Source organism: Pseudomonas salmasensis (genome assembly GCF_014268375.2).
Taxonomy (GTDB): Bacteria; Pseudomonadota; Gammaproteobacteria; order Pseudomonadales; family Pseudomonadaceae; genus Aquipseudomonas; species Aquipseudomonas salmasensis.
In genome coordinates this window covers 148,862-173,270 of sequence record NZ_CP077083.1, presented here as the reverse complement: position 1 = coordinate 173,270, position 24,409 = coordinate 148,862, and the positions used below count along the sequence as shown (strand labels likewise).

At 60.3% G+C, this 24,409-nt stretch carries 18 protein-coding genes; 11 read left to right on the top strand and 7 right to left on the bottom strand.

From position 1 onward, the window contains the following. Positions 1-71 precede the first annotated feature (71 nt). A complete protein-coding gene (gene poxB / locus HU731_RS00720) occupies positions 72-1,796 on the top strand; it encodes a ubiquinone-dependent pyruvate dehydrogenase (protein WP_186606611.1) in 1,725 nt (574 codons plus the stop codon). 122 nt (positions 1,797-1,918) lie between these two features. Here poxB and HU731_RS00715 read toward each other — a convergent pair whose 3' ends face one another. After that, positions 1,919-2,476, bottom strand: a complete 558-nt coding sequence (locus tag HU731_RS00715; RefSeq protein WP_186606610.1) for an NADPH-dependent FMN reductase — start codon at positions 2,474-2,476, stop codon at positions 1,919-1,921. Positions 2,477-2,703: 227 nt separating this feature from the next. Here HU731_RS00715 and HU731_RS00710 point away from each other — a divergent pair, with 227 nt between their 5' ends. Continuing rightward, on the top strand, positions 2,704-2,940 hold the full coding sequence (locus HU731_RS00710; RefSeq protein ID WP_032892208.1) for a hypothetical protein: 237 nt from the start codon (positions 2,704-2,706) through the stop codon (positions 2,938-2,940). 49 nt (positions 2,941-2,989) lie between these two features. Here HU731_RS00710 and HU731_RS00705 read toward each other — a convergent pair whose 3' ends face one another. Then, positions 2,990-3,328: a hypothetical protein gene (locus HU731_RS00705; RefSeq protein WP_186606609.1), complete on the bottom strand. Its 339-nt coding sequence runs from the start codon at positions 3,326-3,328 to the stop codon at positions 2,990-2,992. Between the two features lie 183 nt (positions 3,329-3,511). Here HU731_RS00705 and HU731_RS00700 point away from each other — a divergent pair, with 183 nt between their 5' ends. Continuing rightward, positions 3,512-4,417, top strand: coding sequence for a LysR substrate-binding domain-containing protein (locus HU731_RS00700; protein ID WP_186606608.1), 906 nt, complete (start codon positions 3,512-3,514; stop codon positions 4,415-4,417). 147 nt (positions 4,418-4,564) lie between these two features. Beyond that, positions 4,565-8,770, top strand: coding sequence for a glycosyltransferase family 32 protein (locus HU731_RS00695; protein ID WP_186606607.1), 4,206 nt, complete (start codon positions 4,565-4,567; stop codon positions 8,768-8,770). 43 nt (positions 8,771-8,813) lie between these two features. On the opposite strand, the gene HU731_RS00690 is transcribed toward HU731_RS00695, so the two are convergent. The 5 genes from HU731_RS00690 to HU731_RS00670 form a co-directional block, all read right to left on the bottom strand. Further along, entirely contained in the window at positions 8,814-9,395 is a 582-nt protein-coding gene (locus HU731_RS00690) for a GNAT family N-acetyltransferase (protein WP_186606606.1), read from the bottom strand. 8 nt (positions 9,396-9,403) lie between these two features. Continuing rightward, positions 9,404-11,659 carry a lysine-specific pyridoxal 5'-phosphate-dependent carboxylase LdcA gene (locus HU731_RS00685; protein WP_186606605.1) on the bottom strand — a complete coding sequence of 752 codons (2,256 nt, stop codon included), beginning with the start codon at positions 11,657-11,659 and terminating at the stop codon, positions 9,404-9,406. A 601-nt stretch (positions 11,660-12,260) separates the two neighbouring features. Continuing rightward, positions 12,261-13,001 (bottom strand): DNA polymerase III subunit epsilon, encoded by a 741-nt coding sequence (gene dnaQ, locus HU731_RS00680; RefSeq protein WP_164692278.1) that lies wholly within the window; start codon positions 12,999-13,001, stop codon positions 12,261-12,263. Between the two features lie 199 nt (positions 13,002-13,200). After that, the gene (gene rnhA, locus HU731_RS00675) at positions 13,201-13,653 is read right to left on the bottom strand and encodes a ribonuclease HI (protein WP_003173571.1); all 453 of its coding nucleotides are present in this window, start codon (positions 13,651-13,653) and stop codon (positions 13,201-13,203) included. A 31-nt stretch (positions 13,654-13,684) separates the two neighbouring features. After that, entirely contained in the window at positions 13,685-14,443 is a 759-nt protein-coding gene (locus HU731_RS00670; RefSeq protein WP_003190694.1) for a class I SAM-dependent methyltransferase, read from the bottom strand. Positions 14,444-14,508: 65 nt separating this feature from the next. On the opposite strand from HU731_RS00670, the gene gloB reads away from it, so the two are divergent. The 7 genes from gloB (at position 14,509) to HU731_RS00635 (ending at position 24,357) form a co-directional block, all read left to right on the top strand. After that, positions 14,509-15,276: a hydroxyacylglutathione hydrolase gene (gloB, locus tag HU731_RS00665; protein ID WP_186606604.1), complete on the top strand. Its 768-nt coding sequence runs from the start codon at positions 14,509-14,511 to the stop codon at positions 15,274-15,276. Between the two features lie 98 nt (positions 15,277-15,374). Then, positions 15,375-16,775, top strand: coding sequence for a transglycosylase SLT domain-containing protein (locus tag HU731_RS00660; RefSeq protein ID WP_003190692.1), 1,401 nt, complete (start codon positions 15,375-15,377; stop codon positions 16,773-16,775). A 219-nt stretch (positions 16,776-16,994) separates the two neighbouring features. Then, the gene (locus HU731_RS00655; RefSeq protein ID WP_186606603.1) at positions 16,995-18,824 is read left to right on the top strand and encodes an extracellular solute-binding protein; all 1,830 of its coding nucleotides are present in this window, start codon (positions 16,995-16,997) and stop codon (positions 18,822-18,824) included. Then, a complete protein-coding gene (locus HU731_RS00650; RefSeq protein WP_186606602.1) occupies positions 18,821-20,659 on the top strand; it encodes an extracellular solute-binding protein in 1,839 nt (612 codons plus the stop codon). Before HU731_RS00655 ends, HU731_RS00650 begins: the two co-directional genes overlap by 4 nt. Next, entirely contained in the window at positions 20,660-21,733 is a 1,074-nt protein-coding gene (locus HU731_RS00645; protein ID WP_186606601.1) for a microcin C ABC transporter permease YejB, read from the top strand. 1 nt (position 21,734) lies between these two features. Then, entirely contained in the window at positions 21,735-22,754 is a 1,020-nt protein-coding gene (locus HU731_RS00640) for an ABC transporter permease (protein ID WP_003190688.1), read from the top strand. A 1-nt stretch (position 22,755) separates the two neighbouring features. Continuing rightward, entirely contained in the window at positions 22,756-24,357 is a 1,602-nt protein-coding gene (locus HU731_RS00635) for an ABC transporter ATP-binding protein (protein WP_186606600.1), read from the top strand. Positions 24,358-24,409 lie beyond the last annotated feature (52 nt).

Genomic DNA, 24,409 nt, shown 5'->3' with positions numbered 1-24,409 from the left:
GCATTCGCCGTGATTGAACTGTCCCCTACTGATCAGCAGTTTTTCAACCTCACTGACGATTGGAGTTCCTCATGGCGAAAATCAACCTGGCCCAGCAGTTGGCGACCACCCTGGAACAAGCGGGTATCAAGCGTATCTGGGGGCTGACCGGCGACAGCCTCAATGGCCTGACCGACGCCTTGCGCAGCATGGACAGCATCGAGTGGATGCATGTGCGCCACGAAGAGGTCGCGGCCTTCGCTGCCGGTGCCGAAGCGGCGGCCACCGGCGAGTTGACGGTGTGCGCCGGCAGTTGCGGGCCGGGTAACCTGCATTTGATCAATGGTTTGTTCGATTGCCATCGCAACCATGTGCCGGTGCTGGCGATTGCCGCGCAAATTCCGTCCTCGGAGGTTGGCCTGAATTACTTTCAGGAAACCCATCCCCAGGAACTGTTCAAGGAGTGCAGCCACTTTATCGAGCTGGTGAGCAACCCCGAGCAGATGCCTCAGGTGCTGCACCGTGCCATGCGTTCGGCGATCCTCAACCGAGGCGTGGCGGTGGTGGTGATACCGGGGGATGTATCGCTGCTGGAAGTGGAAGATAAGCTCAAGCCGTGGCCGGCCTTGCACGCACCGCGCACCGTGCCGGTTGAGCAGGACTTGCAGCGCCTCACCGACATGCTCCAGAGCAGCGAGAAAGTCACCCTGCTGTGTGGCAGCGGCTGTGCCGGCGCCCACGATCAGGTAGTGGCGCTGGCCGACGCCCTCGGCGCGCCGGTGGTGCATGCACTGCGGGGCAAGGAGCACGTGGAGTGGGATAACCCGTTCGACGTCGGCATGACCGGCCTGATCGGTTTCAGCTCCGGTTACCACGCCATGCTCGATTGCGACACCTTGATCATGCTCGGCACCGACTTCCCTTATCGCCAGTTCTACCCCACCGACGCCAAGATCATCCAGGTGGACCGCAACCCGCAAGCCCTGGGGCGCCGTGCGACCTTGGACCTGGGCATCGCCGCCGATGTCAGTGAAACCATCGACGCGCTGCTGCCACGCCTGACCCGCAAGACCGATCGCAGCTTCCTCGAAACCTCCCTGAAGCACTACGAAAAAGCCCGCCAAGGCCTGGATGACCTGGCGCAACCGTCCAAGGCCGGTCGACCGATCCACCCCCAGTATGTGGCGCGCTTGCTCAGCGAACTGGCCGATGATGATGCGATCTTCACCGCCGATGTCGGCTCGCCCACCGTGTGGGCGGCGCGTTATCTGAAGATGAACGGCAAGCGCCGGTTGATCGGCTCGTTCAACCACGGTTCGATGGCCAACGCCATGCCCCAGGCTATCGGCGCCCAGGCGGCATTCCCTGGACGGCAGGTGATCTCGATGTCCGGGGACGGTGGTTTCACCATGTTGATGGGGGATTTCATTTCCCTGGCGCAACTGCAATTGCCGGTCAAACTGGTGGTATTCAACAATTCGTCCCTGGGTTTTGTCGCCATGGAGATGAAGGCTGCAGGTTACCTGGACACTGGCACCGAGCTGAAAAACCCGGACTTCGCGGCCATGTCCAATGCCATGGGCATTTTGGGCATTCGTGTGGAACAATCCGAAGACCTGGAGCCGGCCCTGCGCCGTGCGCTGGCCCATGATGGCCCGGTACTGGTGGATGTGGTGACCGCCACTCAGGAACTGGTGATGCCGCCGAGCATCAAGCTGGAACAGGCCAAGGGGTTCAGCCTGTATATGCTCAAGGCGGTGATGAGCGGGCGCGGCGATGAGGTTATCGAACTGGCACGCACCAACTGGTTGCGATAACCCCCTACTGTAGGAGCGAGCTTGCTCGCGAAGATCGTAACGACAACGCTGGCATCCTGAATGAGCGCGTTGTCATGGAGTTTTTCGCGAGCAAGCTCGCTCCTACAGGGGCCGGGCTAATTTCAAGCCTTCTGTTTTTCTACCCACTTACCGTAGGCATCGATGAATGCCTGCAGGAACGGCCTGGTCTTGTCCGACACCTTCCCCGCCTCATCGAACACATTGCCCGCCCCGCCCAGGTAGGCTTCCGGCTGCTGCATGCACCACACATCCAGGAACACCAGGGACTGGCGCAGGTGGTGGTTGGCGCCAAAGCCGCCAATGGCACCCGGCGAGACGCTGATGATCGCCCCCGGCTTGCCGCTCCAGGCGCTTTGCCCGTAAGGGCGCGAGCCTACGTCGATGGCGTTTTTCAAGGCGGCCGGCACGGAGCGGTTGTATTCAGGGGTGACGAACAGCACCGCGTCGGATGAACTCACTTGTTTGCGAAAAGTGCTGTAGGCTGCTGGCGGTGTTGCACCGTCGATGTCCTCGTTGTAGAGCGGCAAGTCGCCGATTTCAACAATGTTCAACTTGAGATTGGCAGGGGCCAGTTCGGCCAGGGCCAGCGCGACCTTGCGGTTGATCGACTCTTTTCTCAAGCTGCCCACCAGGACGGCAATCGTGTAGACCTTGCTCATTGAGGTTTCCCGACTTCTGAATAAAGGAGCTTGTAGTTATAGAGGCTTCGCGGCGCGTTCACCAGAGGGCTGTGCAGATTCCCTCGACGTTTTCCCTGCCAGTGCTTACGTAGGAAGCGTCTGAAAATATCAGCGAATAGTATTTTTTTCTTATAGGTAAACTACCCCGCTCCCTGACGGTCTACAGAACCGCAAATCGAGTGTTTATCTCCAGAGGTTCTAAACAGATGGCTGCAGTACTTGTTGGACAGTTTCATGCCAGAGACGCGGAAGGCCGCGTGTATTCGGTGCATGAGTTCCAGGAATCCAACCCGGCGCAAGGCGACCTGGCGGGATCGACGCCCACCGTGACCTACAAGCTGGCCATTGGCGACCGTGTAGAAAAGCTGGAAGGTGATGAATTCAAACTGATCCAGTCGGGCACCATTCTCGTGCGCGAGTCAGAAACCACTCTGGCCTCGTAAGCGCTTGCCTTGTTCACCTGCTCAGTCCTGGCGACTGGGCTGGGGACGCTCATGGGCTGCGGATCTGCGTCACCTCTATGCCCTGCTCGTCTTGCTTGAGCGTCACCAGCAACTGGCCGCGCTCCCCTTGCACCGTATACATCGAGCGCTTGTAACCCGGCGCGTTGTACGCGGGGTAAGCCTCGACCTCCCTGACCAGGGTAATCCCCACTACTGCGCCTACCTGCTCGTCCACCTGTTGCTGGGCGCGGATAAAGGCTTGCAGTGCGAGGTTGTCCGGCGTCGGTTCATCCTGATGATTGAAGAAGTAAGCCGCCAGGCCTCCCACGGTCACCAGGACCAGGAGTTGCTTGGCCGTTACCCCGAAGAGCGTCGAGGGCAGAGGCATATGAGACCAGACCTGTTTTTTATTTTAAGTACCGGCAAACCGGCAGGGGTCGTTGCTGATCAGAGCGGTCATTCTAGTAGGGTCGTGGCTGAACGCCATAGGCCGGGACGACCCCGGCAGTCTTTTTTGCGCACGCGGGCCTGCGCCATTGAAACCCCTGCGCACTGCACATAGACTCCGGCCATGCGTTTACGTCATATCGAAGTGATTCAGGCCATTTTGCAGACCGGCCACCTCGGCACCGCCGCCGAGTGGTTGCAACTCTCCGTGGGCGAAGTAGACGCCACCCTCAAGGACGCGGAGCAGCAACTGGGCTTCATGCTGTTCGCCAGCGTGCGCGGGCGCTTGCAGGCAACCCGGGAAACCTTGGAGTTGCAGGCGCAAATCACTGCTCTGTACGAAGCCCTGGAGCCGCTGCAACGCCTTGCCAGCCGTTTGAAACACCACCACGCGCCGCCCTTGCGCGCCCTCTGCACGCCGCCGCTGGCCAACCAACTGCTGCCCCAGAGCATTGCCGCGCTGCGTCGACGCTTCCAGGACATGCCGTGCAACCTGTCGAGCCAACCCACTGGGCAGATCATCAACAGTCTGTTGTTGCATGAAGCCGATGTGGGCCTGAGCCTGCATGACCCCGAGCATCCACAGATCCAAAGCACGGTGCTGGCCCAAGGCAAATTGCAGCTGCTGGCTCCCCATGGCTGGCTCAAGCCCAAGCAAAAATACATTGCATTGCAGGACTTGGCCGGCCAGTCGCTGATCGGCCTGGAAGGCCATGACCCGCTCAGCCGCGTGCTGGATGCCAAGCTGCAAGCCCTGCGACCACTGCCCGTGGTACAGACGCGGGTGCAAACCTACCCGATGATGCGCGGCCTGGTGGAGGCCGGAGAGGGCCTGGCAATTGTCGACCCGTTCACCGCCTTCGGTGCGCAGGAGGCCGGGCTGGATACCTGCCCGCTATCGCCGCTTATCCCGGTCGGCCTTTACGCGCTGACGTTGAAGAGTGCCGCTGCCACACCCGCACTGAATGCGCTGCTGGAAATCGTCACGCAAAAGGCCCAGGCCCTGCTGGCGGGCCCGCCAGCACTGTAACGGCCTTCGCGCCCTTCCCTTCCCTTCCAGGCATCGACACACCGCCTTAAAGAAACAACAGGAACCCAATTCTTTGGGCAGCGCACTTATCCAGAGCAAAGCACGGACTTTCTACCGGATGAACAGCGCAACCAAGGATTGATACCCATGCTCCCACTTCCCAATGTACTGGCGCACTTGCCGCTGCTGCACCCTGCTGCCCGGACTCAAGCACCGCCCCCGCCTTCGCTCACGACGCAGCCCTTACCAGTGGAGGCCCCCAGCAACGACGTGGCCCCTGAGGCGCTCGACAACCCGGCAGCCCTCAAACAAGCCTTCAGTGAGCGCTGTAACTGGCAGGTACTGGCAGACAACCTGGGCGAACTCCTCAAGGAGCTGAACGACGCCTTTACCGGCGACTTGTCTGACCACCAGCGACGCGAACTCGAAGCCCGGCTCACCACGCACCTGGCAACCTCCACGCTACCGGTGTGCGAAGGCTCACGGTACTCGCTGCAACACAACCTGGCGCCCAACAGCCGGGTCAAGCTAGGTACATTCCTCAGCGGCAGCGGCATGCCGGCACCCAAGACTCTTGAGGCATTGCTGGCGCTTTATCAGGTGGCAATCAAGCATGTCCAGACGTTCCCCCTGGGCAATTACGGTGGCGCCCTGTCGTGGCCCATCCCACTGTCGGGGCAGGACCGACAAGCCCTGATTGACCTGTTGAACACGCCCGACCCCGCCCTGCCGGAACTGCCGCTGAGCGATAAACAAGGGGTACTGGGCTACCTGTGTTCTGTCACCCACCTGTCCAATAACGATTTCAAGTTCCCGGCCAGCGCCATGGAAATGCTGCTGGGTTCAGCCAAGGCCCAAGCACTGGGCAGGTTCATTCAAACGAGACTGGGCGGCATCGCGACCAACACCAGCGTCAATGACTACTTGTTGGCGGCCATTGCGCTGGGCCTGGACCCGCAAGCCCAGGGAGCACCAAAACGCAACAGCGTGAGTGGCTTTGATCTCGGGCAACGGGCCCTCTGGAATCAACCGCCCAACGCGGTGATCGAGGGTTTGAGCCACCATCTGGTCAAGGATGGTCGAGCGTCAAAGGCATCGGCCGACCTTGCAGCTCGCCTGTTGCTGGCACGCACCGCGCCGCAGTATCTGGTCAAGGACATACCGCCCAGCGTGACCTACGGCAGCGTGCCCTGGACTCAGCTGGAAATCGCCGTAGCCAAGCTGGAAGTCGAATCGCCGGGGCGTGTGCTCACGATGACCTACGGCGAGATACTCGCTGCCGCCGAGGTCACCGATGTCGGTGCAGCACTGACGCAGACGATCCATCGCGAAGCCTTGCACAACTGGGGAGTCGTCAACGGTCACTTGAAAGCAGACACCTCCCCCAGCGATACGCAGATGCGCGCCACACAAGCCGCCTTCAGCACTCAGCAGCAATCTTTACAGGCCACGGCCCTGGCGCTGGCAACCCCCATTCCGATGCGCGAGGAGATGGGCATGCAATTGCTTCGAGAAACATTTCCCAATGTGCCAGACGACGTCTTCAGGGCAAAACACCTGACCAAGGCCCGGCTGGTTCAAGGACGACCAGGTCGCTTTCCCGGCACGCACTCCATGCTGGATGTGGTCATGCAGGGTGAAAAAGTCAATAACGACGACAGCGAGCATTGGATCACTCGCGACACACGCATCCCCATCAAGGCGTTTTGTGCGCTTTCCAATGCCGGTGCGCTGTCGGTCGCAGACGCCTTTACCCAGCGCTACAAGCCTGCAATGGAAACGTTGGAGAAGGGTCACGCGGGAATGACCCAGCACCTCATATCGACCTTGCTACCGCAAGATCGTGAAAATTTCGAATATGGCCAGCTCGAATTTTTCCATACCAACGACTACTTCATAGAAGCCGATTTTTCGAGCAAGACCCTGATCAAGAAAGGCCATACGCTGGATGTGAAAATCACCCGCAACGGGCAGGTCAATATTTATCGGATCGACACCCACGCCGGGAGCATTACAAAACACAATTACCTCGCGCATATTTATTCGCCGCCCTATTCCCGACTCGATATGCGCGACGCAAACACGTTGCACAGGACCGTGCGCTTCAACCCGTTCGCAGACGAGCACGCCCAACGATCCAAGGAAACGCCGGCAAGCGTTGAAACGCCGCAGGTGTTCGACTCCGAGCGCACCCGCTACATCGCCAAAGTGCTCACCCAACGCCTGGACCTGCACGGCGATGACTTGCTTCAGCACGCCCGTGGAACCACTTCATACGACAAAACCAGCGCCGCCAACCACGCTATCGGTGAGTTTTTCCTCAACATGATTCCTTTCCGGTCGACGATTGTTAATTTCATGCAGGGCAACATCGGTGATGGCTTGATGGACCTCGGCTTCGAGGTGATGGGCCTGGTGACGTTGGGCGCAGGCAAAGCCGCCCAGGCCGGCAAAGTGCTCAGCAAAGGCGTCAGCGGGGTCAAAGGCGCCGCCAGAGCCGCACGCTTCCTCGGCACCGTGGCGCTCGAAGCGCTCAACCCATTGGGCGGCGCGGGCGATTTGCTCAAGGGCATCAGCCGCTGGGCCTGGTCCAAGGGCGCGAAAGCCTTCAATACGCTCAGGGGCGCCACCGGCAGCTACGACCTGCTCAAAGCCGCCAGTACCCAGCATGGCCTGGTTTCCACGGGTACCGCCAGGATTGCCGGGCATGACCTGGAAGTCGGGGCGGTGTTCCGAGGCGGCAACTGGCACGCCTTTGACGCCGTCAAGGGCCTGCCCTATGGGCCGCCACTCCAGGGTTTCCACCCATCCGTGGTGGCCGCCAACGGCGAGCTCAAGGTGCTCAACACGCCGTCACTGCAGGGTTACGAAGCGGCCGTCTCCCCAGACCTGCTGCAGGTCAAAGGCTTGCAGGGCAACGTCTACATGGGCCCGAACAACCAGGAATATATAAAGATCGACAATAAGCTCTACCCGTCCACGGTCAAGGACGGTCAGCGCGTTATTCAACACCCCCACGCCCCGAAGGATGACATCGCGGTCAAGGATATGGGCAGCGCCGGTTGGGAGCCTTCGGCCACGGCCAATCGTTTGCTCGGTGGTAGACCTGGCCCACTGCCCGCCTGGAAACTCGACGACCACACCTACGTCTTGCCGATGGATGGCGTGACTTTCAGGCCGGGCAACGAGTATCCCTACGTCGCCAGGAACACCTGCGTCAGCTTTGACAGCGAAGCGGGCGCCTGGCGAGGCCTCAGCGACAGTGACGAGCTGCAAACGGATTATTTCTGGAGGGACAAGAAAGGCAAATGGCAGCAGGGCTCGCTCGATCAGATGAATCAGGCTCAAAAGGCAGACTCGCACCGCTTCCAGTTTGTTGTAGTCACTCCGCCCGCCATCCCCAAGCCCCCCACGAACGTGCGGCCAGTGCCCAAGGACATCCACTATTTCTGGGCTGGCGGGGAATTGCCTGATCGCTTGATCAAGAACATGAATAAAAACGCTAAAAAAATGCCCGAGTTCAAATCCATCGTGCATGTGGACGCCGACACACCGGAGTTATTCCAGGCCATTAAACTCAAGATGGAAAAAGACGCTCCGGGTATCACTGTCATGAACTTGCATGAGGACGATTTTTTTGCACAGCTCAAACATACTGAACTGTATAGCTATTTCCGCCAGGGCCAGGGCAAGAACCTCGCGGCGACTTCCGATGTGGCGCGCTACCCACTGATGAACAAATACGGCGGTATTTATCTGGACACCGATGACCAGATCAAAGGGGCCATCGGCGCTGCCGGGCTGAATGCAGGCGATTCGGACATCCTGTTGAATCATCCGGTGGCGCACCAGTTAACCGACTACAAACCGTTCTACAACACGAGTAACTTCGCCACACAACCCAACAACCCGGTCATGACCGAGATGATCAGCGAGATGAATCGGCGTTTCACCGCCAATAAAACCTATTTTGAAAATCACCGCCCGACTATCACGCGCAACGCCAAGGGCGGTTATAGCCTCACCCCGGAGTTTCAGACGTACGAAAGAAAAGTATTTGAAACTGTTGGCCCTTTGATGTTTGACGACACCCTCAAATCAACCCGGCCGGATATTTATGACGTTGGCTTCGATGGCGCCACCAAAGACATTCGGTTTATCGATGGCACTGAAAACTTCAGGGCCAAGCCTTTCGACATGGAAAAGGAGATACGCAAGTATTACCAGAGCAAAGGCCTGAAGGCGCCTATCGGGCTCAAGAAAAAAATACAGGAGGCCAAGCAGCATTACCGCACGTTTCGTGACCAACTGAAGGTCAAGATCGGCAGCGAGCATTCCTGGCTCGACTCATAAGCCTCTCTGCGGGGTGCGGCGTCAATGTTGACGGTGGGCGACGTCAAGCCGCATCCCGCTCGGTCTTGAACAACCGATACCAGAAGATCGCGACCTCGCGGGTTTGCGGGTCAATTCCGCGATAACGCAGTTGATCGATGCCGCCCATCACATAGCCACACCGCTCATACAGGCGACAGGCGCCGAGGTTGTTGTTCTGGGTCTCGAGCATCATGCCCGGCAGGTTCTTCTTGCGGGCCCAGAACTGCGCCACATCCAACAGTGACTTGGCCACGCCATGTCGGCGCGCCGGCAGCGCCACGGCCAACTCGTCAACGTGGGCAAAACCGTTCCAGTTGGTGCTGACCACGATATGTCCCACCGCGCAGTCATCCAGGTACGCCATGAAGATCGAGCTGTCGGCGGCATCACGGAAACTGGCGAATTCTTCCGGGTCGATGCCATAGCACTTGCGGTAAGGCAGCACGCGCTCCACTGGCCATTGGTCAACGCGTTGGCCCATTTGCGGCACTCCATAGGCGCTGACTTCAAAGCTGAAATCATTGCCCCACACATAGGCGTCAAAACCTTCGTCGGCGACTCGCACACTGAGCCCTGGATACTTCGGGTTCATCACAGCTTGCATAAACTTCCTTAACCCTTGATGCAATCGACGGTGTAACGACGGCCACTGCCGTCATCTTCGTGTTGCAGCCCATGCACATCTGCGACGAAACCGGGAAAACTGCTATCGAACGTGCGGGCAAATGCCAGGTAATCGATGATAGAACGGGTTGACTCGGTAAAGCGCTCACCAGGCATGATCAGTGGAATGCCCGGCGGGTAAGGCACCAGCATCACGGCGGCGATGCGTCCTGCCAAGGCATCGATAGAGACCGCCTCCACCTCGCCCTTGACCAACTGGTCGTAGGCATCGGCGGGTTTCATCGCGATTTGCGGCAATACCGTATACATACGCTTGAGGTGCCTGGCCGTGGCATTGCTACGGTAACAGCTGTGCAACTGGTCGCAAAGGTCGCGCAGCCCCAGGCCTTGATAACGCGCCGGGCCTTGGGCATACACCGACGGCAAGCAACTGGCCAGGCTGACATTGGCATCGTAGCTACGCTTGAACTCCAGCAGCTCGGTGAGCAAGGTGCTCCACTTGCCTTTGGTAATGCCCATGGAAAACAGCACAAGGAACGAATACAGCCCAGTCTTCTCCACCACCAGCCCGCGCTCCCAAAGGAACTTGCTGACCACTGCGGCGGGAATCCCGCACTCGCTCAAGGCCCCGCCGGCGTTGAGGCCAGGCATCACCAGCGTGACTTTGATCGGGTCCAGCAGCACGTAGTCTTCGACCACGTCGCCAAAGCCATGCCACTCATCCCCAGGGTGCAACAGCCAATCCGCCGTGGCGACCCGGTCGATGCCTGCGACCGAGGGTGGTTGCCAGATGGAAAACCACCAGTCCTCGGCCGCGATATGTTGGCGCAAGTTAGCCAGGGCGCGACGGAAACTTAAGGCCTCGTCGAACATTTCCTGGAGCAGCGAGCGCCCGGCCGGGCCCTCCATCATCGCCGAGGCCACATCCAGCGACGCGATGATGCTGTATTGCGGCGAGGTGGAGATATGCATCATGAAGGCTTCATTGAAGCGGTCACGGTCCAGTTGCCGTGCGCCGCCGTCCTGCACGTGGATCATCGACGCCTGGCTGAAGGCGGCCAGCAATTTATGCGTACTGTGGGTGGTGAACACCAAGGGGCTGTCCGGCGTGCGCGAGGTGCCCATGCCATAGCGCCCGGCGAAGAACTCGTGAAAGGCGGCGTAGGCGTACCAGGCCTCATCGAAGTGCAGCACCTCGACACTGCTGCCCAACTGCTGTTTGATCAGTTCGGCGTTGTAGCACAGGCCGTCATAGGTGGAGTTGGTCACCACCGCCAATTTCACTTTCGGTGCTCGCCCACGGGTCAAGGGGCTGGCGTCGATCTTGGCGCGGATCGACTCAGGGCTGAATTCGCTCAGGGGGATCGGGCCGATGATACCCAGCTCGTTGCGCTCCGGGCACAGGTACAGCGGGATCGCGCCGGTCATGATGATCGAATGCAACACGGATTTGTGGCAATTGCGGTCCACCAGCACCAGGTCATCGCGCCCTACCATGGAATGCCAGACGATCTTGTTGGCGGTGGACGTGCCGTTGATCACGAAGAACGTATGGTCGGCGCCAAAGTTGCGCGCGGCGCGGGCCTCGGCTTCGGCCAACGGCCCGGTGTGATCGAGCAGCGAGCCCAGTTCGGGCACGGACACCGACAAGTCCGATCGCAGGGTATTCTCCCCGAAGAACTGATGAAACGCCTGCCCCACCGGGCTCTTGCGATAGGCCACGCCACCGCCATGGCCGGGGGTGTGCCAGGAATAATTGGAATCGGCGGTGTGTTGCACCAGCGCCTTGAAGAATGGCGGCAACAGGCCATCCAGGTAAGTGCGTGCGGCGCGGGCGACTTGGCGCGCCAGAAACGGCACGGTGTCTTCGAACAGATAAAGGATGCCGCGCAGCTGGTTGAGCTCGCTCATGGCATCGGCGGGGGCGTTTTCCAGGGTGACTTGCTCGCCCAACGCAAAGATCGGCAGGTTGGGTGCGCGCAGCCGCGCCAGGCGAATCAGCTCTACCATGTTTTGCAGCAGGTGGGTGTTTTCCCCGGCGCCTTCGGCAGCGATCAACATGCACGCCAGACCATGATGGGTCGCGGCCACCAGCCGCCCCTCGGCGTAGTCCACCGCAGAAAAAATACTGAAGCCCTCCTGTTCCAACTCCCTGGCGATGCCTCGAACCCGGTCACCGGCAACGGTGTCGGCCTTGATGTCACGGTGCACGATCAGAACGGGGAACTTCAGGTCTTTGTACATGAGCACTCTTACTCCGGAGGCTTTGCACAAGGGTAGAAGCTGGAAGCAAAAGTGGCGAATGAAGATTTCACAGGCGGTCGAGAGGTATCTACATAACTTCGGTACGGGGCTGAACCTGTGGCGAGGGAACTTGCTCCCGTGACGGCCTGCCTGCCGGCCATACCGCAATCAAACTGTGGGAGCGGGCTTGCCTGCGATGACGGCCTGCCAGCCGACACTTATCTACCTGACACCCCACTATCCAACTGTGGGAGCGGGCTTGCTCGCGAAGGCGGCCTGACAGTCAACACAGTTGGATTGTGTACATATCCATTGCTGCGGTAACGGCTACTTAGGGTTCCGCTCTGACAGCGGGTCACTTTTGGAAAAGAGCCCCAAAAGTAACCAAAAGGGCTCTTGCCCCAACCCCTCGGCACCTCGCCTAGGCTCGGTGTGCCCGTAATCCGCCAGTGATTTGGGGGGCCGCCTGAGATCAAAAGCAGATCAAGATCAAGAGCGGCTCGCTTCGCATCGTGGTTACCGTCGGCTGTCAGGCAGCCATCGCAGGCAAGCCAGCTCCCACATTTGGATCGCGGGGCGCCAGATAGATAGGTGAACGCTGTTATTGCTGGGTGAGTTGCGTCCACAACGCCGGCGCACCCGCCGCCTTGGCAATCGCCTCCAGCCGCGCCGCATGCTCGGCCAGGTCCTGCTCACTGGCACGGATGATCGGCGTCGGTTTGCGATCAGCCGGCAGCCGGCGGATTTCCGAAGGGCGGTTGCCCGAGCCCTCCGCCGAACCGCTGCCATCAGACGCATTACCGGCCAGGGACAGGCTGGTCTGCCCGCCGGTCATGGTCAGGTAAACGTCGGCCAGGATCTCGGAGTCGAGCAAGGCGCCGTGGAGTTCACGGCCGGAGTTGTCGACGCCATAACGCTTGCACAAGGCATCGAGGCTGTTGCGTTGGCCCGGGTGACGCTCGCGGGCCATCATCAAGGTATCGAGGATCGTGCAGTGCTGGGAGATGTCCGCACGGTCGGTCTGCCCCATCAGGGCAAATTCGTTATTGATGAAACCGATGTCGAACGCCGCGTTATGAATGATCAACTGGGCGCCGTTGATGAACTCGAAGAACTCATCGGCCACTTCGGCGAAGCGCGGCTTGCCCTTGAGGAATTCATCGGTGATGCCGTGGACGCCAATCGCCCCTTCGTCACTGTCACGGTCCGGTTGCAGGTAGACGTGGAAGTGGCGGCCGGTCAGGCGGCGCCCCATCAGTTCGACACAGCCGATTTCGATGATCCGGTGACCATCGGTCACCGGCATGCCGGTGGTTTCGGTATCGAGTACAACAGATCGGATGGCCATCAGGGTTTAGCTCTCAACGGTTCGGTACAGTTCAAGGGGCGGGATATTAGCACGCTCTGTAAACGAAGCGCCCCATGGCACCCAGCCACCGGTGAACACCCAACAGTTTTTTACAAGGTTTAGCAAAGTCGACTCGCCACGCGCGATGGCGGCAGTGAAGCAGCGGCTCGAACGGCCGCTGCGGCGTCAGTGTTCAGCTCTGCTTGTAGCCGCGCACTTCATCCACGCCACGGTTGGCCAACTGGTCGGCGCGCTCGTTGCCAGGGTGGCCAATGTGCCCGCGTACCCATTTCCAGGTGATGTCGTGACGGTTGCACTGCTCATCGAGCAACTGCCACAGGTCGGCATTCTTGACCGGCTCCTTGGCCGCCGTCTTCCAGCCGCGTTTTTTCCAGTTGACCATCCACTCGTTGATGCCCTTCATCACATATTGCGAGTCGGTCACCAGCAGTACGTTGCAGCGCCGCTTGAGCTCTTCGAGGCCACGAATCGCGCCCATCAGTTCCATGCGGTTGTTGGTGGTATTGGCTTCGCCGCCCCACAGTTCCTTCTCCACGCCCTTGCACACCAGCAAGGCGCCCCAGCCGCCTGGGCCGGGATTGCCCTTGCAGGCGCCATCGGTGAAGAGTTCTACGCTATCGGTCATCGGTTATTCGGCCTGAAATCAAAAAGAGGTTTTACGGTTCGCGTTGTTCGCGGTTGACCTTGGCCAACGGCATCGGCACGAGCTTGCCGATCGGCTCGCGGCGTACTTGTTGCACCGGTCGCAGCCCGACCACGATCTTGCGTGCAACCAATAAATAGAAGCCGCCACCCGACAGCTGCCAGGCCCCTGCGCGGCGTTCCCAACCGGCCAGGCGGCCCTGCCACTTGGCAGTCGCAAGCGGCGGACGATAGCACCCGAAGCGGCGTTTCTCCAGCGCGAAGCCCAGCAGGTTGAGCCAGTCGCCCACCCGTGAAGGCGCGATGCAACGCGCCTGGCGCAGTCCATCATGGGCGAACACACGGCGCAGGCCCCAACTGCTCCAGGGGTTGATGCCGACAATCAGCAAATGGCCACCAGGGCGCACACTGCTCGCCGCTTCGCGCAACAAACCATGGGGCGACAGGCAGAAATCCAGGCCATGCTGCAACACCACCACATCGGCGGCGTGTTCGCTCAAGGGCCAGGCCTGTTCCTCGCAGACGATCTCCACCCCCGGCAACGGCGCGCCCAGACGCACATTGCGTTGCACCTGCGGCGCCGAGGGCGGCGTGTCGGCTGACGGCCCGTAATGCACCAGATAGCCACCAAAGAACCGGCCCAGCTCGTCTTCGAGCATGCGCCGCTCTTCTTCCAGCAAAAACTGCCCAATCGGCCCGGACAACCATTCGCGGGCCGCGCTGATCAGGGCCAGCCACTCAGGATCGGCCTGGGCGAACGCTTTATCAGTCATTGCATTCTCCAACTCGCCTAGACGTTCTAAGATGCACCAATGTGTTCAGCTTGGCGAATCGAAGAATGATACAGATCAGTGCCCTACCCGCCTTCACCGACAACTACATCTGGTTGTTACAAGACCCCGCCACCCAACGCTGCGCCGTGGTCGACCCCGGCGATGCCGCGCCAGTACTGGCCTGGCTCAAGCAGAATGCCGAGTGGTGCCTCAGCGACATCCTGGTCACCCACCATCACCATGATCATGTAGGCGGTGTCGAGCAACTGAAAAATGCCACCGGCGCCAAGGTCTACGGCCCTGCCAACGAAAAGATCCCGGCGCGGGATGTGGCCTTGCACGATAACGACCGTATCAGCGTGCTGGGCTGGGACTTCCACGTGTACGCGGTGCCAGGCCATACCCTGGGCCACATCGCCTTTTACCACCAAGGCGTGTTGCTGTGTGGCGACACCTTGTTCGCTGCCGGTTGCGGTCGCCTGTTCGAGGGCACACCCGAACAGATGTACAGCTCCCTGGAACGCCTGGCCGCGCTGCCCGCCGATACGCTGGTGTACTGCACCCACGAATACACGCAAAGTAACTTGAAATTTGCCCAAGCCGTGGAACCGCACAACGCCGACATCGCCGAGCGCGTGGAAAAAGTCGCCCAACTTCGCGCCCTTGGGGAGATGACGCTGCCATCCAACCTGGCCCTGGAAAAACGTACTAACCCTTTTCTGCGCACCGCTGAAACATCCGTTAAACAAAAAGCGGACGAACGGAACGGCCGCGACAACCGCTCTGGGGCCGAGGTGTTTGCTAGCTTGAGGGCTTGGAAAGATAAGTTCTAACAGGATGCAATCTGATACGTAATTTCTGAATGGTTGACCGGAACCACAGCGCTTTCTAGAATCGCCCGACATTTTTGCCCGGAACTTACTTCCAGCCAATGTCGTCATCTATTCGTAAATCCATTTCTTCAGACGCATTGACCCGCCTGGCTCAAGCCGTGGCGGTGGCCGTTTCCGCAACTCTGGCGGGCTGCCAATCGACTCATTACGCTGCACAATCCACCGTGCAACCCAAACCGAATCTTGCTGCCAAGATCAAGCAAAAACCTATTTGGCTATCAGAGAAGCCTAGCCCCGAAGTGCCCCAGGATGTCTGGGAACGCATGCGTCGGGGCTTTCAATTGCAGGACGGTGTCGGCGTCAACCCGCGCATCGAGCAACAGCGCCTGTGGTTCGCCAGCAACCCCTCCTTCCTGGAGAATGCCGGCGAACGCGGCAGCCTCTACATTCATTACATCGTCGAACGCCTTGAAGAACGCAACATGCCCCTGGAGCTGGCACTGCTGCCAGTGATTGAAAGTGCCTACAACCCCATGGCGTATTCGCGCAGCGATGCGGTCGGCTTGTGGCAGTTCATTCCCTCCACCGGGCGCTACTTCAACCTGCGCCAGACCCGCGCCTACGACGGCCGCCGCGACATCACCGCCTCCACCACCGCCGCCCTGGACTACCTGACGCGTCTGCATGACATGTTCAACGGCGACTGGCTGCTGGCCCTGGCGGCCTATAACGCCGGCGAAGGCACGGTGAGCCGGGCAATCGAGCGCAACGAAAAGCTCGGCCTGCCCACCGATTACTGGAACCTGCCCCTGCCCCAGGAAACCAAGGACTATGTGCCCAAGTTCCTGGCCTTGTCCCAGGTGGTACTGGCGCCCGAAGCCTACGGCGTCAACCTGAACCCGATTGCCAACACGCCGTACTTCGAGGTCGTTGAAGTCAAGCAAAGCATGGACCTTTCACGGGTTGCCGCGCTGGCCGAGATCGACGAAGACGAACTGTTCCAGCTCAACCCGGCCTTGAAACAACGCACTACCCTGGACGGCCCCCAGCATCTGCTGGTGCCGACCTCCAAGGCCCAACTGCTGACCAGCACCCTTTCGACGATGAAGCCGGAAGAATTGCTGAGCATGCGCCCTAAAAAGCCGGTGTTCGACGAAGTCGAAACCAAGGCGGTTGCCGGGCGTACCCGCAGCTATAAGGTACGCAGTGGCGACAACCTCACGCTTATTGCCAAGGCCAACAAGGTCGATGTGCATGACCTGCAGCGCTGGAACAAGCTCAACGGCCAGGCCCTCAAGGTCGGCCAGACCCTGGTGATGCAGGACACGCGTAAAGTCGCGGCGAAAAAACCGGTGCAGTACAAGGTCAAGAAAGGTGACTCGCTGTACATGGTGGCCAAGCGCTTTAACGTCGAGATGCAACATCTCAAGCGTTGGAACCCGCGTACCGGCCAGGCATTGAAGCCAGGCCAGATGCTGGTGGTTTCCGGGCCAAGATAATCAATGTAGGAGCTGGCTTGCCTGCGATGCAGACACCTCGGTGTGTGTCCCAGGCACCGAGTCGATGCTATCGCAGGCAAGCCAGCTCCCACATTTGACCTTCACACCGTCCAATAGCTCGCAGTCCGCAAATGGCCCTCCCGACAGCCTTTTTCCAACCGGAACAAGCTGTTACTGTACCGATCATAAAGCCCAAGCCGCCCGGATCGGATCTCTGACTTGAAGCGTCCCCTCCTTCTACTAATAAGCCTGGCCTTGAGCTTTGCGGCGAACGCGACGATCACCGAGAGCCACGGTTATGCGCAGTTCGGCACACTCAAGTACCCAGCCAAATTCACCCATTACGATTGGGTAAACCCTGCAGCGCCCAAAGGCGGCACATTGCGGGTGATGGCATTTGGCACCTTCGATACGCTCAACCCCTATACCTTCAAGGGCTCAAGCCCGGTTTCCACCGCCAACTTCCTGCAGTACGGCGTCAACGAGCTCAATGAACCCTTGATGGTCGGCACCGGGCAATACGCGCCTTCCGGCGATGAGCCCACTTCCAGCTATGGCCTGATTGCCCAATCGGTGGAATACAGCGAGGACCGCAGCTGGGTGGTGTTCAACCTGCGCCCCGAAGCACGCTTTCACGACGGCAAGCCGATCACCGCCGATGATGTGGCGTTTTCCTATCGCACCCTGCTGACCGAAGGCCACCCGCAGTACCGCACCAACCTGCAGGAAGTGGCCCGGGTCGACATCCTCAACCCACACCGTATCCGCTTTGTGTTCAAGCGCGCCGGCAACCCCTTGCTCATCCTGCGCCTGGGCGAGTTGCCGGTGCTGCCCCAGCACTATTGGAAAAACCGTGACTTCAAGGCCACCACCTTCGAGCCGCCCTTGGGCAGTGGGCCTTACCGCATCACCAAGGTTGCGCCTGGGCGGCAATTGGTGTTTGAACGGGTCAAGGATTACTGGGGCAAAGACCTGCCGGTCAACCAGGGTTTATATAACTATGACAAGGTCGAAGTGGAGTTCTATCGCGACAGCGACGTGGCCTTTGAAGCCTTCAAGGCCGGTGAATTCGATATTTATATCGAGCATCAGGCCAAGAACTGGGCCACGGGCTACACCTTCCCGGCGGTCAACCGCGGCGATGTGATCAAGGCACAGATCGCCCATCAGATCCCCACCCAGAGCCAGGGCCTGTTCATGAATACCCGGCGACCGGCATTCAGCCAGGCCAAGGTGCGTGAAGCCTTGGGGTTGATGTTCGATTTTGAATGGACCAACCGCACGCTGTTCAGCAGCGCCTATAAGCGTTCGGTGAGCTATTACCCCAACAGTGAATTCTCGGCTACTGGCCTGCCCGTGGGCCATGAGTGGCTGATGCTCTCGCCCTACCGCGACCAACTGCCGGCCGCGCTGTTTACCCAGCCGTTCAGCCTGCCGCACACCGACGGCCGCGGCATCCCCCGCGACACGCTGCGCCAGGCCCTGGCCCTGCTCGGCGAGGCCGGCTGGAAACTGTCGGGGCAGCGCCTGCTCGATAAAAACGGGCAACCGCTGCGCCTGGAAATCCTGCTGGTCAACCCGAACCTTGAGCGCATCCTGCAACCTTATGTCGAAAATCTGACCCGCATCGGCATCGACGCCCGCTTGCGCACCGTTGACCGCGCACAGTACAAACAGCGCCTCGATCAATTCGACTTCGACATGATTCTGATGACCCTCAGCCAGACCTTGAGCCCCGGTCTGGAGCAGTGGCAGTACTTCCACTCCAGCCAGGCTGCAATCAAAGGCAGCAAGAATTACGCCGGTATCGCCAACCCGGTGGTCGACCACCTGCTGGACCACCTGCTGGCGGCGCAGACCCGCGAAGAACAACTGGCCGCCGGCCGCGCCCTGGACCGTGTGCTGCTATGGCAGCACTACAGCATCCCCAACTGGTACCTCAACTATCATCGCCTGGCGTACCGCAACCGGTTCGCCTTCGTCACCACGCCGCCCTATAGCCTGGGCCTGAGCGCATGGTGGCTGAAAGCTTCGGAGAAAGCCCAATGATGTCCTTGCGTACTACCCTGCTCGCCAGCCTGTTGCTGTGCACCGCGGCGCACGCCGCGCCACAACATGCGCTGACCCTCTACAACGAGCCCCCCAAGTACCCCGCCGACTTCAAGCATTTTGACTACGTAAACCCCGACGCCCCCAAGGGCGGTACCTTCCGCGAATCGGCCATGGGCGGCTTCGACAGCCTCAACCCCTACATCAGCAAGGGCGTGCCGGCGGACAACCTGCCACTGATCTACGACACCCTGGCCATGCAGAGCCTGGACGAACCCATCACCGAATACGGCCTGGTGGCTGGCAAGATCGAAAAAGCCCCGGACAACAGCTGGGTGCGCTTCTACCTGCGCCCCGAAGCGCGCTTCCATGATGGCCACCCGATCCGCGCCGAAGACGTCGTATTCACCTTCCAGACCCTGATCAAGGAAGGCAACCCGCTGTACCGCAACTACTACGCCGACGTCGATGAAGTAGTGGCCGAAGACCCGTTGCGCGTGCTGTTCAAGTTCAAGCGCACCAACAACCGCGAGTTGCCGTTGATCCTCGGGCAGTTGCCAGTGCTGCCCAAACACTGGTGGGCCAGCCGGGATTTCTCCAAGGGCAACCTGGAAATCCCCCTGGGCAGCGGGCCTTACCAGGTGGCCGAGGTCAAGCCGGGCCGCATGATTCGCTACGAGCGGGTCAAGGATTATTGGGCCAAGGACCTGCCAGTCAATAAGGGCTTCTACAACTTCGATACGCGCATCACCGATTATTACCGCGACAGCACGGTGTCCCTGGAAGCCTTGAAGGCCGGGCAGTTCGACTACTGGCTGGAGTTCAGCGCCAAGAACTGGGCCAATGCCTACAACATTCCAGCGGTGAAAGAAGGCCGCTTGATCAAGGAAGAAATCCCCAACGGCAACCCCACCGGCATGCAGGGTTTTGTGTTCAACATGCGCAAGCCGATGTTCCAGGATGTGCGGGTGCGCAAAGCCATCAGCCTGTTGCTGGATTTCGAATGGAGCAACAAGCAGTTGTTCAACGGTGCCTACACCCGCACCCGCAGCTATTTCGAAAACTCGGAAATGGCCGCCACCGGCTTACCCGGCCCGGAGGAACTGGCGATCCTTGAGCCGCTGCGCGACAAGATCCCTGGTGAAGTCTTCACCCAGGCCTTCGAACCGTCCCACACCGACGGCAGCGGCATGATCCGCACCCAGCAACGCGAAGCCTACCAACTGCTGCAAGAGGCGGGCTGGAAGATTGTCGACGACAAAATGGTCGACAGCACCGGCAAGCCCGTGACCATCGAGTTCCTGCTGGCCCAGACCGAGTTCGAACGCATCCTGCTGCCGTTCAAGCGCAACCTGGCAGACCTGGGCATCGACCTGGTGATTCGTCGGGTGGACGTCTCGCAGTTCGTCAACCGCCTGCGCTCGCGCGACTTCGACATGCTGGTGGGCAGCTTCCCGCAATCCACCTCGCCGGGTAACGAGCAGCGCGAGTTCTGGAAATCCTCCAGCGCCGACAAGCCCGGCAGCCGCAACTACATGGGCCTCAAGGACCCCGCCATCGACCAGTTGGTGGAAGAGTTGATCGACGCCGGTTCGCGCCAAAGCCTGATCGCCCACGCCAAGGCGCTGGATCGTGTGCTGCAGTTTGGTTACTACGTGATCCCCAACTGGCACATCAAGACCTTCCGTGTTGCGTACTGGGACCACCTGGGCCACCCCAAGGTCTCGCCACGCTACGACGTCGGCACCGCCACCTGGTGGGCTAAACCCGACGTCAAACCGGCGGTATCCCTCGACACCACGCAGAACGCCGATGCGGCGAGCGGAGGCAATTGAATGCTGGCCTATATTGCTCGCCGCCTGTTACTGATCATCCCCACGCTGTTCGGGATCCTGCTGATCAACTTCGTCATCATCCAGGCCGCACCCGGCGGCCCGGTAGAGCAGATGATCTCCAAGCTCGAAGGCTTCGACGGTGCCACCAGCCGCATTGCCGGCGGTGGGGCCGAAGTCGCGGTGGCCGGTTCCAGCTACCGTGGCGCCCAGGGCCTGGACCCGGCGCTGATCAAGGAAATCGAAAAGATGTACGGCTTCGACAAGTCGGCGCCGGAACGCTTGTGGATCATGGTCAAGAACTACGCCCAGCTGGACTTCGGTGATAGCTTTTTCCGGGACGCCAAGGTCATCGACCTGATCAAGGAGAAGATGCCGGTGTCCATTTCCCTCGGGTTATGGAGCACCCTGATCATGTACCTGGTGTCCATCCCCTTGGGGATCGCCAAGGCCACGCGCCACGGCAGCCATTTCGATGTGTGGACCAGCTCGGCGATCATCGTCGGCTATGCGATACCGGCGTTCCTGTTTGCGATTCTGCTGATCGTGGTGTTTGCCGGTGGCAGTTATTTCGACTGGTTCCCCTTGCGCGGGCTCACTTCCAACAACTTCGACGAGTTGAGCTGGGGCGGCAAGATCCTCGACTACTTCTGGCACCTGGCGCTGCCCGTCACCGCCCTGGTGATCGGCAACTTCGCGACCATGACCCTGCTGACCAAGAACAGCTTTCTCGACGAAATCAACAAACAGTACGTGGTCACCGCCAAGGCCAAGGGCCTTACCAACCGCCGCGTGCTGTATGGCCACGTGTTCCGCAACGCCATGCTGCTGGTGATCGCTGGTTTCCCTTCGGCCTTCATCGGCATCTTCTTTACCGGCTCGTTGCTGGTGGAAGTGATCTTCTCCCTCGACGGCCTGGGCCTGATGAGCTTTGAAGCGGCGATCAACCGTGACTACCCGGTGGTGTTCGGCACGCTGTTTATCTTCACCCTGCTGGGGCTGATCGTGAAACTGATCGGCGACCTCACTTACACCCTGGTCGATCCGCGTATCGACTTTGCCAGCCGGGAGCATTGAGATGAACCTGTCCCCCCTCAATCGCCGCCGGTTCGAGCGGTTCAAGGCCAACAAGCGTGGCTGGTGGTCGCTGTGGCTGTTCCTGGTGCTGTTCGTGCTAAGCCTGGGCGCCGAGTTGATCGCCAACGACAAACCCCTGGCAGTGCACTTCGACGGCGGCTGGTACTTCCCGGCGCTCAAGCGCTACCCGGAGACTACCTTCGGCGGTGAATTCCCGCTGGAAGCCAACTACAAGAGCCCGTACATCCAGGAACTGCTCAAGGCCAAGGACGCCTGGACCTTGTGGGCGCCGATTCCGTTCAGCTACCAGAGCATCAATTACGACCTGAAAGTCCCGGCCCCAGCGCCGCCGTCTTCGGTCAACCTGCTGGGCACCGATGACCAGGGGCGCGATGTGCTGGCGCGGGTGATCTACGGCTTTCGCGTGTCAGTGCTCTTCGCCCTGACCCTGACCATCCTCAGCTCGATCATCGGCGTGATTGCCGGCGCCTTGCAGGGCTTTTATGGCGGCTGGGTCGACCTGGCCGGGCAGCGTTTCCTGGAAATCTGGTCCGGCTTGCCGGTGCTCTACCTGCTGATCATCCTGGCCAGCTTCGTGCAACCCAACTTCTGGTGGCTGCTGGGGATCATGCTGCTGTTTTCCTGGATGAGCCTGGTGGATGTGGTGCGCGCCGAGTTCCTGCGCGGGCGTAACCTGGAATACGTGCGCGCGGCGCGGGCGCTGGGCATGCAGAACGGCGCCATCATGTTTCGCCATATCCTGCCCAATGCGATGGTCTCGACCATGACCTTCCTGCCCTTCATCCTCACCGGCGCCATCGGCACCCTCACCGCCCTGGACTTTCTTGGCTTCGGGCTGCCGGCAGGTTCGCCTTCGCTGGGTGAGCTGGTGGCGCAGGGCAAATCCAACCTGCAGGCGCCGTGGCTGGGCATGAGTGCCTTTGCAGTGCTGGCGATCATGTTGAGCCTGCTGGTGTTTATCGGCGAGTCCGCTCGCGATGCGTTCGACCCGAGGAAATGAGATGAATCCGGACAATCTGATCAAAATTCGCGACCTCAGTGTCGAGTTCGTCACCGGCGAGCATCATCACCGCGTGGTCAACCACGTGAGCTTCGACATCAAGCGCGGCGAAACCCTGGCGCTGGTGGGCGAAAGCGGTTCGGGCAAATCGGTCACCGCCCATTCGATCCTGCGCCTGCTGCCCTACCCGTTGGCCAGGCATCCGTCGGGCACTATCGAGTATTCAGGGCAAGACCTGCTGACGCTCAAAGAGAAGACCCTGCGGCATATACGCGGCAACCGCATTGCGATGATCTTCCAGGAGCCGATGACCTCCCTGAACCCGCTGCACTCCATCGAAAAACAGATCAACGAAGTGCTCGGCCTGCACAAGGGCCTGACCGGCAAGGTCGCCACCCAGCGCACGTTGGAGTTGCTGGAGCTGGTGGGCATCCCCGAGCCCCACAAACGCCTCAAGGCATTGCCCCACGAGCTGTCCGGCGGCCAGCGCCAGCGGGTAATGATCGCCATGGCATTGGCCAACGAGCCTGAGTTGTTGATCGCCGACGAGCCGACCACTGCGCTGGATGTCACCGTGCAGTTGAAGATCCTGGAACTGCTCAAGGAGCTGCAGGCGCGGCTGGGCATGGCGCTGTTGCTGATCAGTCACGACCTCAACCTGGTACGGCGTATCGCCCACCGCGTGTGCGTCATGCAGCAAGGTTGCATCGTGGAGCAGGCCGATTGCGCGACACTGTTCCAGTCGCCCCAGCATCCCTATACCCAAGAATTGCTGGCTGCGGAGCCCAGTGGCGGGCCGGCCAACAACACGGTCGGCCCACCGCTGCTGGAAGTGGACGACCTGAAAGTCTGGTTTCCGATCAAGAAAGGCTTTTTGCGCAACACCGTGGATTACGTCAAGGCCGTGGACGGCATCAACTTCAGCCTGCCCCAGGGGCAAACCCTGGGCATCGTGGGTGAAAGTGGCTCGGGCAAGTCCACCCTGGGCCTGGCAATTTTGCGCCTGATCGGCAGCCAGGGCGGGATTCGCTTCGAAGGCCAGCAACTGGACCGCCTCAGCCAGCAACAGGTACGCCCGCTGCGCCGGGAAATGCAGGTGGTGTTCCAGGACCCGTTCGGCAGCCTGAGCCCGCGCATGTGCGTCAGCGAGATCGTTGGCGAAGGCCTGCGCATCCACAAGATGGGCACGCCCGCCGAACAAGAAGCGGCGATTATCGCAGCGCTCAAGGAAGTGGGCCTGGACCCCGAATCCCGGCATCGCTACCCCCACGAATTCTCTGGCGGCCAGCGCCAACGCATCGCCATCGCCCGAGCGCTGGTGCTCAAGCCGCGCCTGATCCTGCTGGACGAACCCACCTCGGCCCTGGACCGCACGGTACAACGCCAAGTGGTAGAGTTGCTGCGCGGCTTGCAGGCCAAGTACAACCTGACCTACCTGTTTATCAGCCATGACCTGGCAGTGGTGAAGGCGCTGAGTCACCAATTGATGGTGGTCAAGCAAGGCCAGGTGGTGGAGCAAGGCGATGCCCGGGCGATTTTTGCCGACCCGCAGCATGCCTATACCCGGCAGTTGCTCAAGGCAGCCTTTCTAGTACCTGCCTGACGAAAGGCCAGCCCCTCGCGACGCTGGCTGATATAAGCCACGGCTTTGCAGG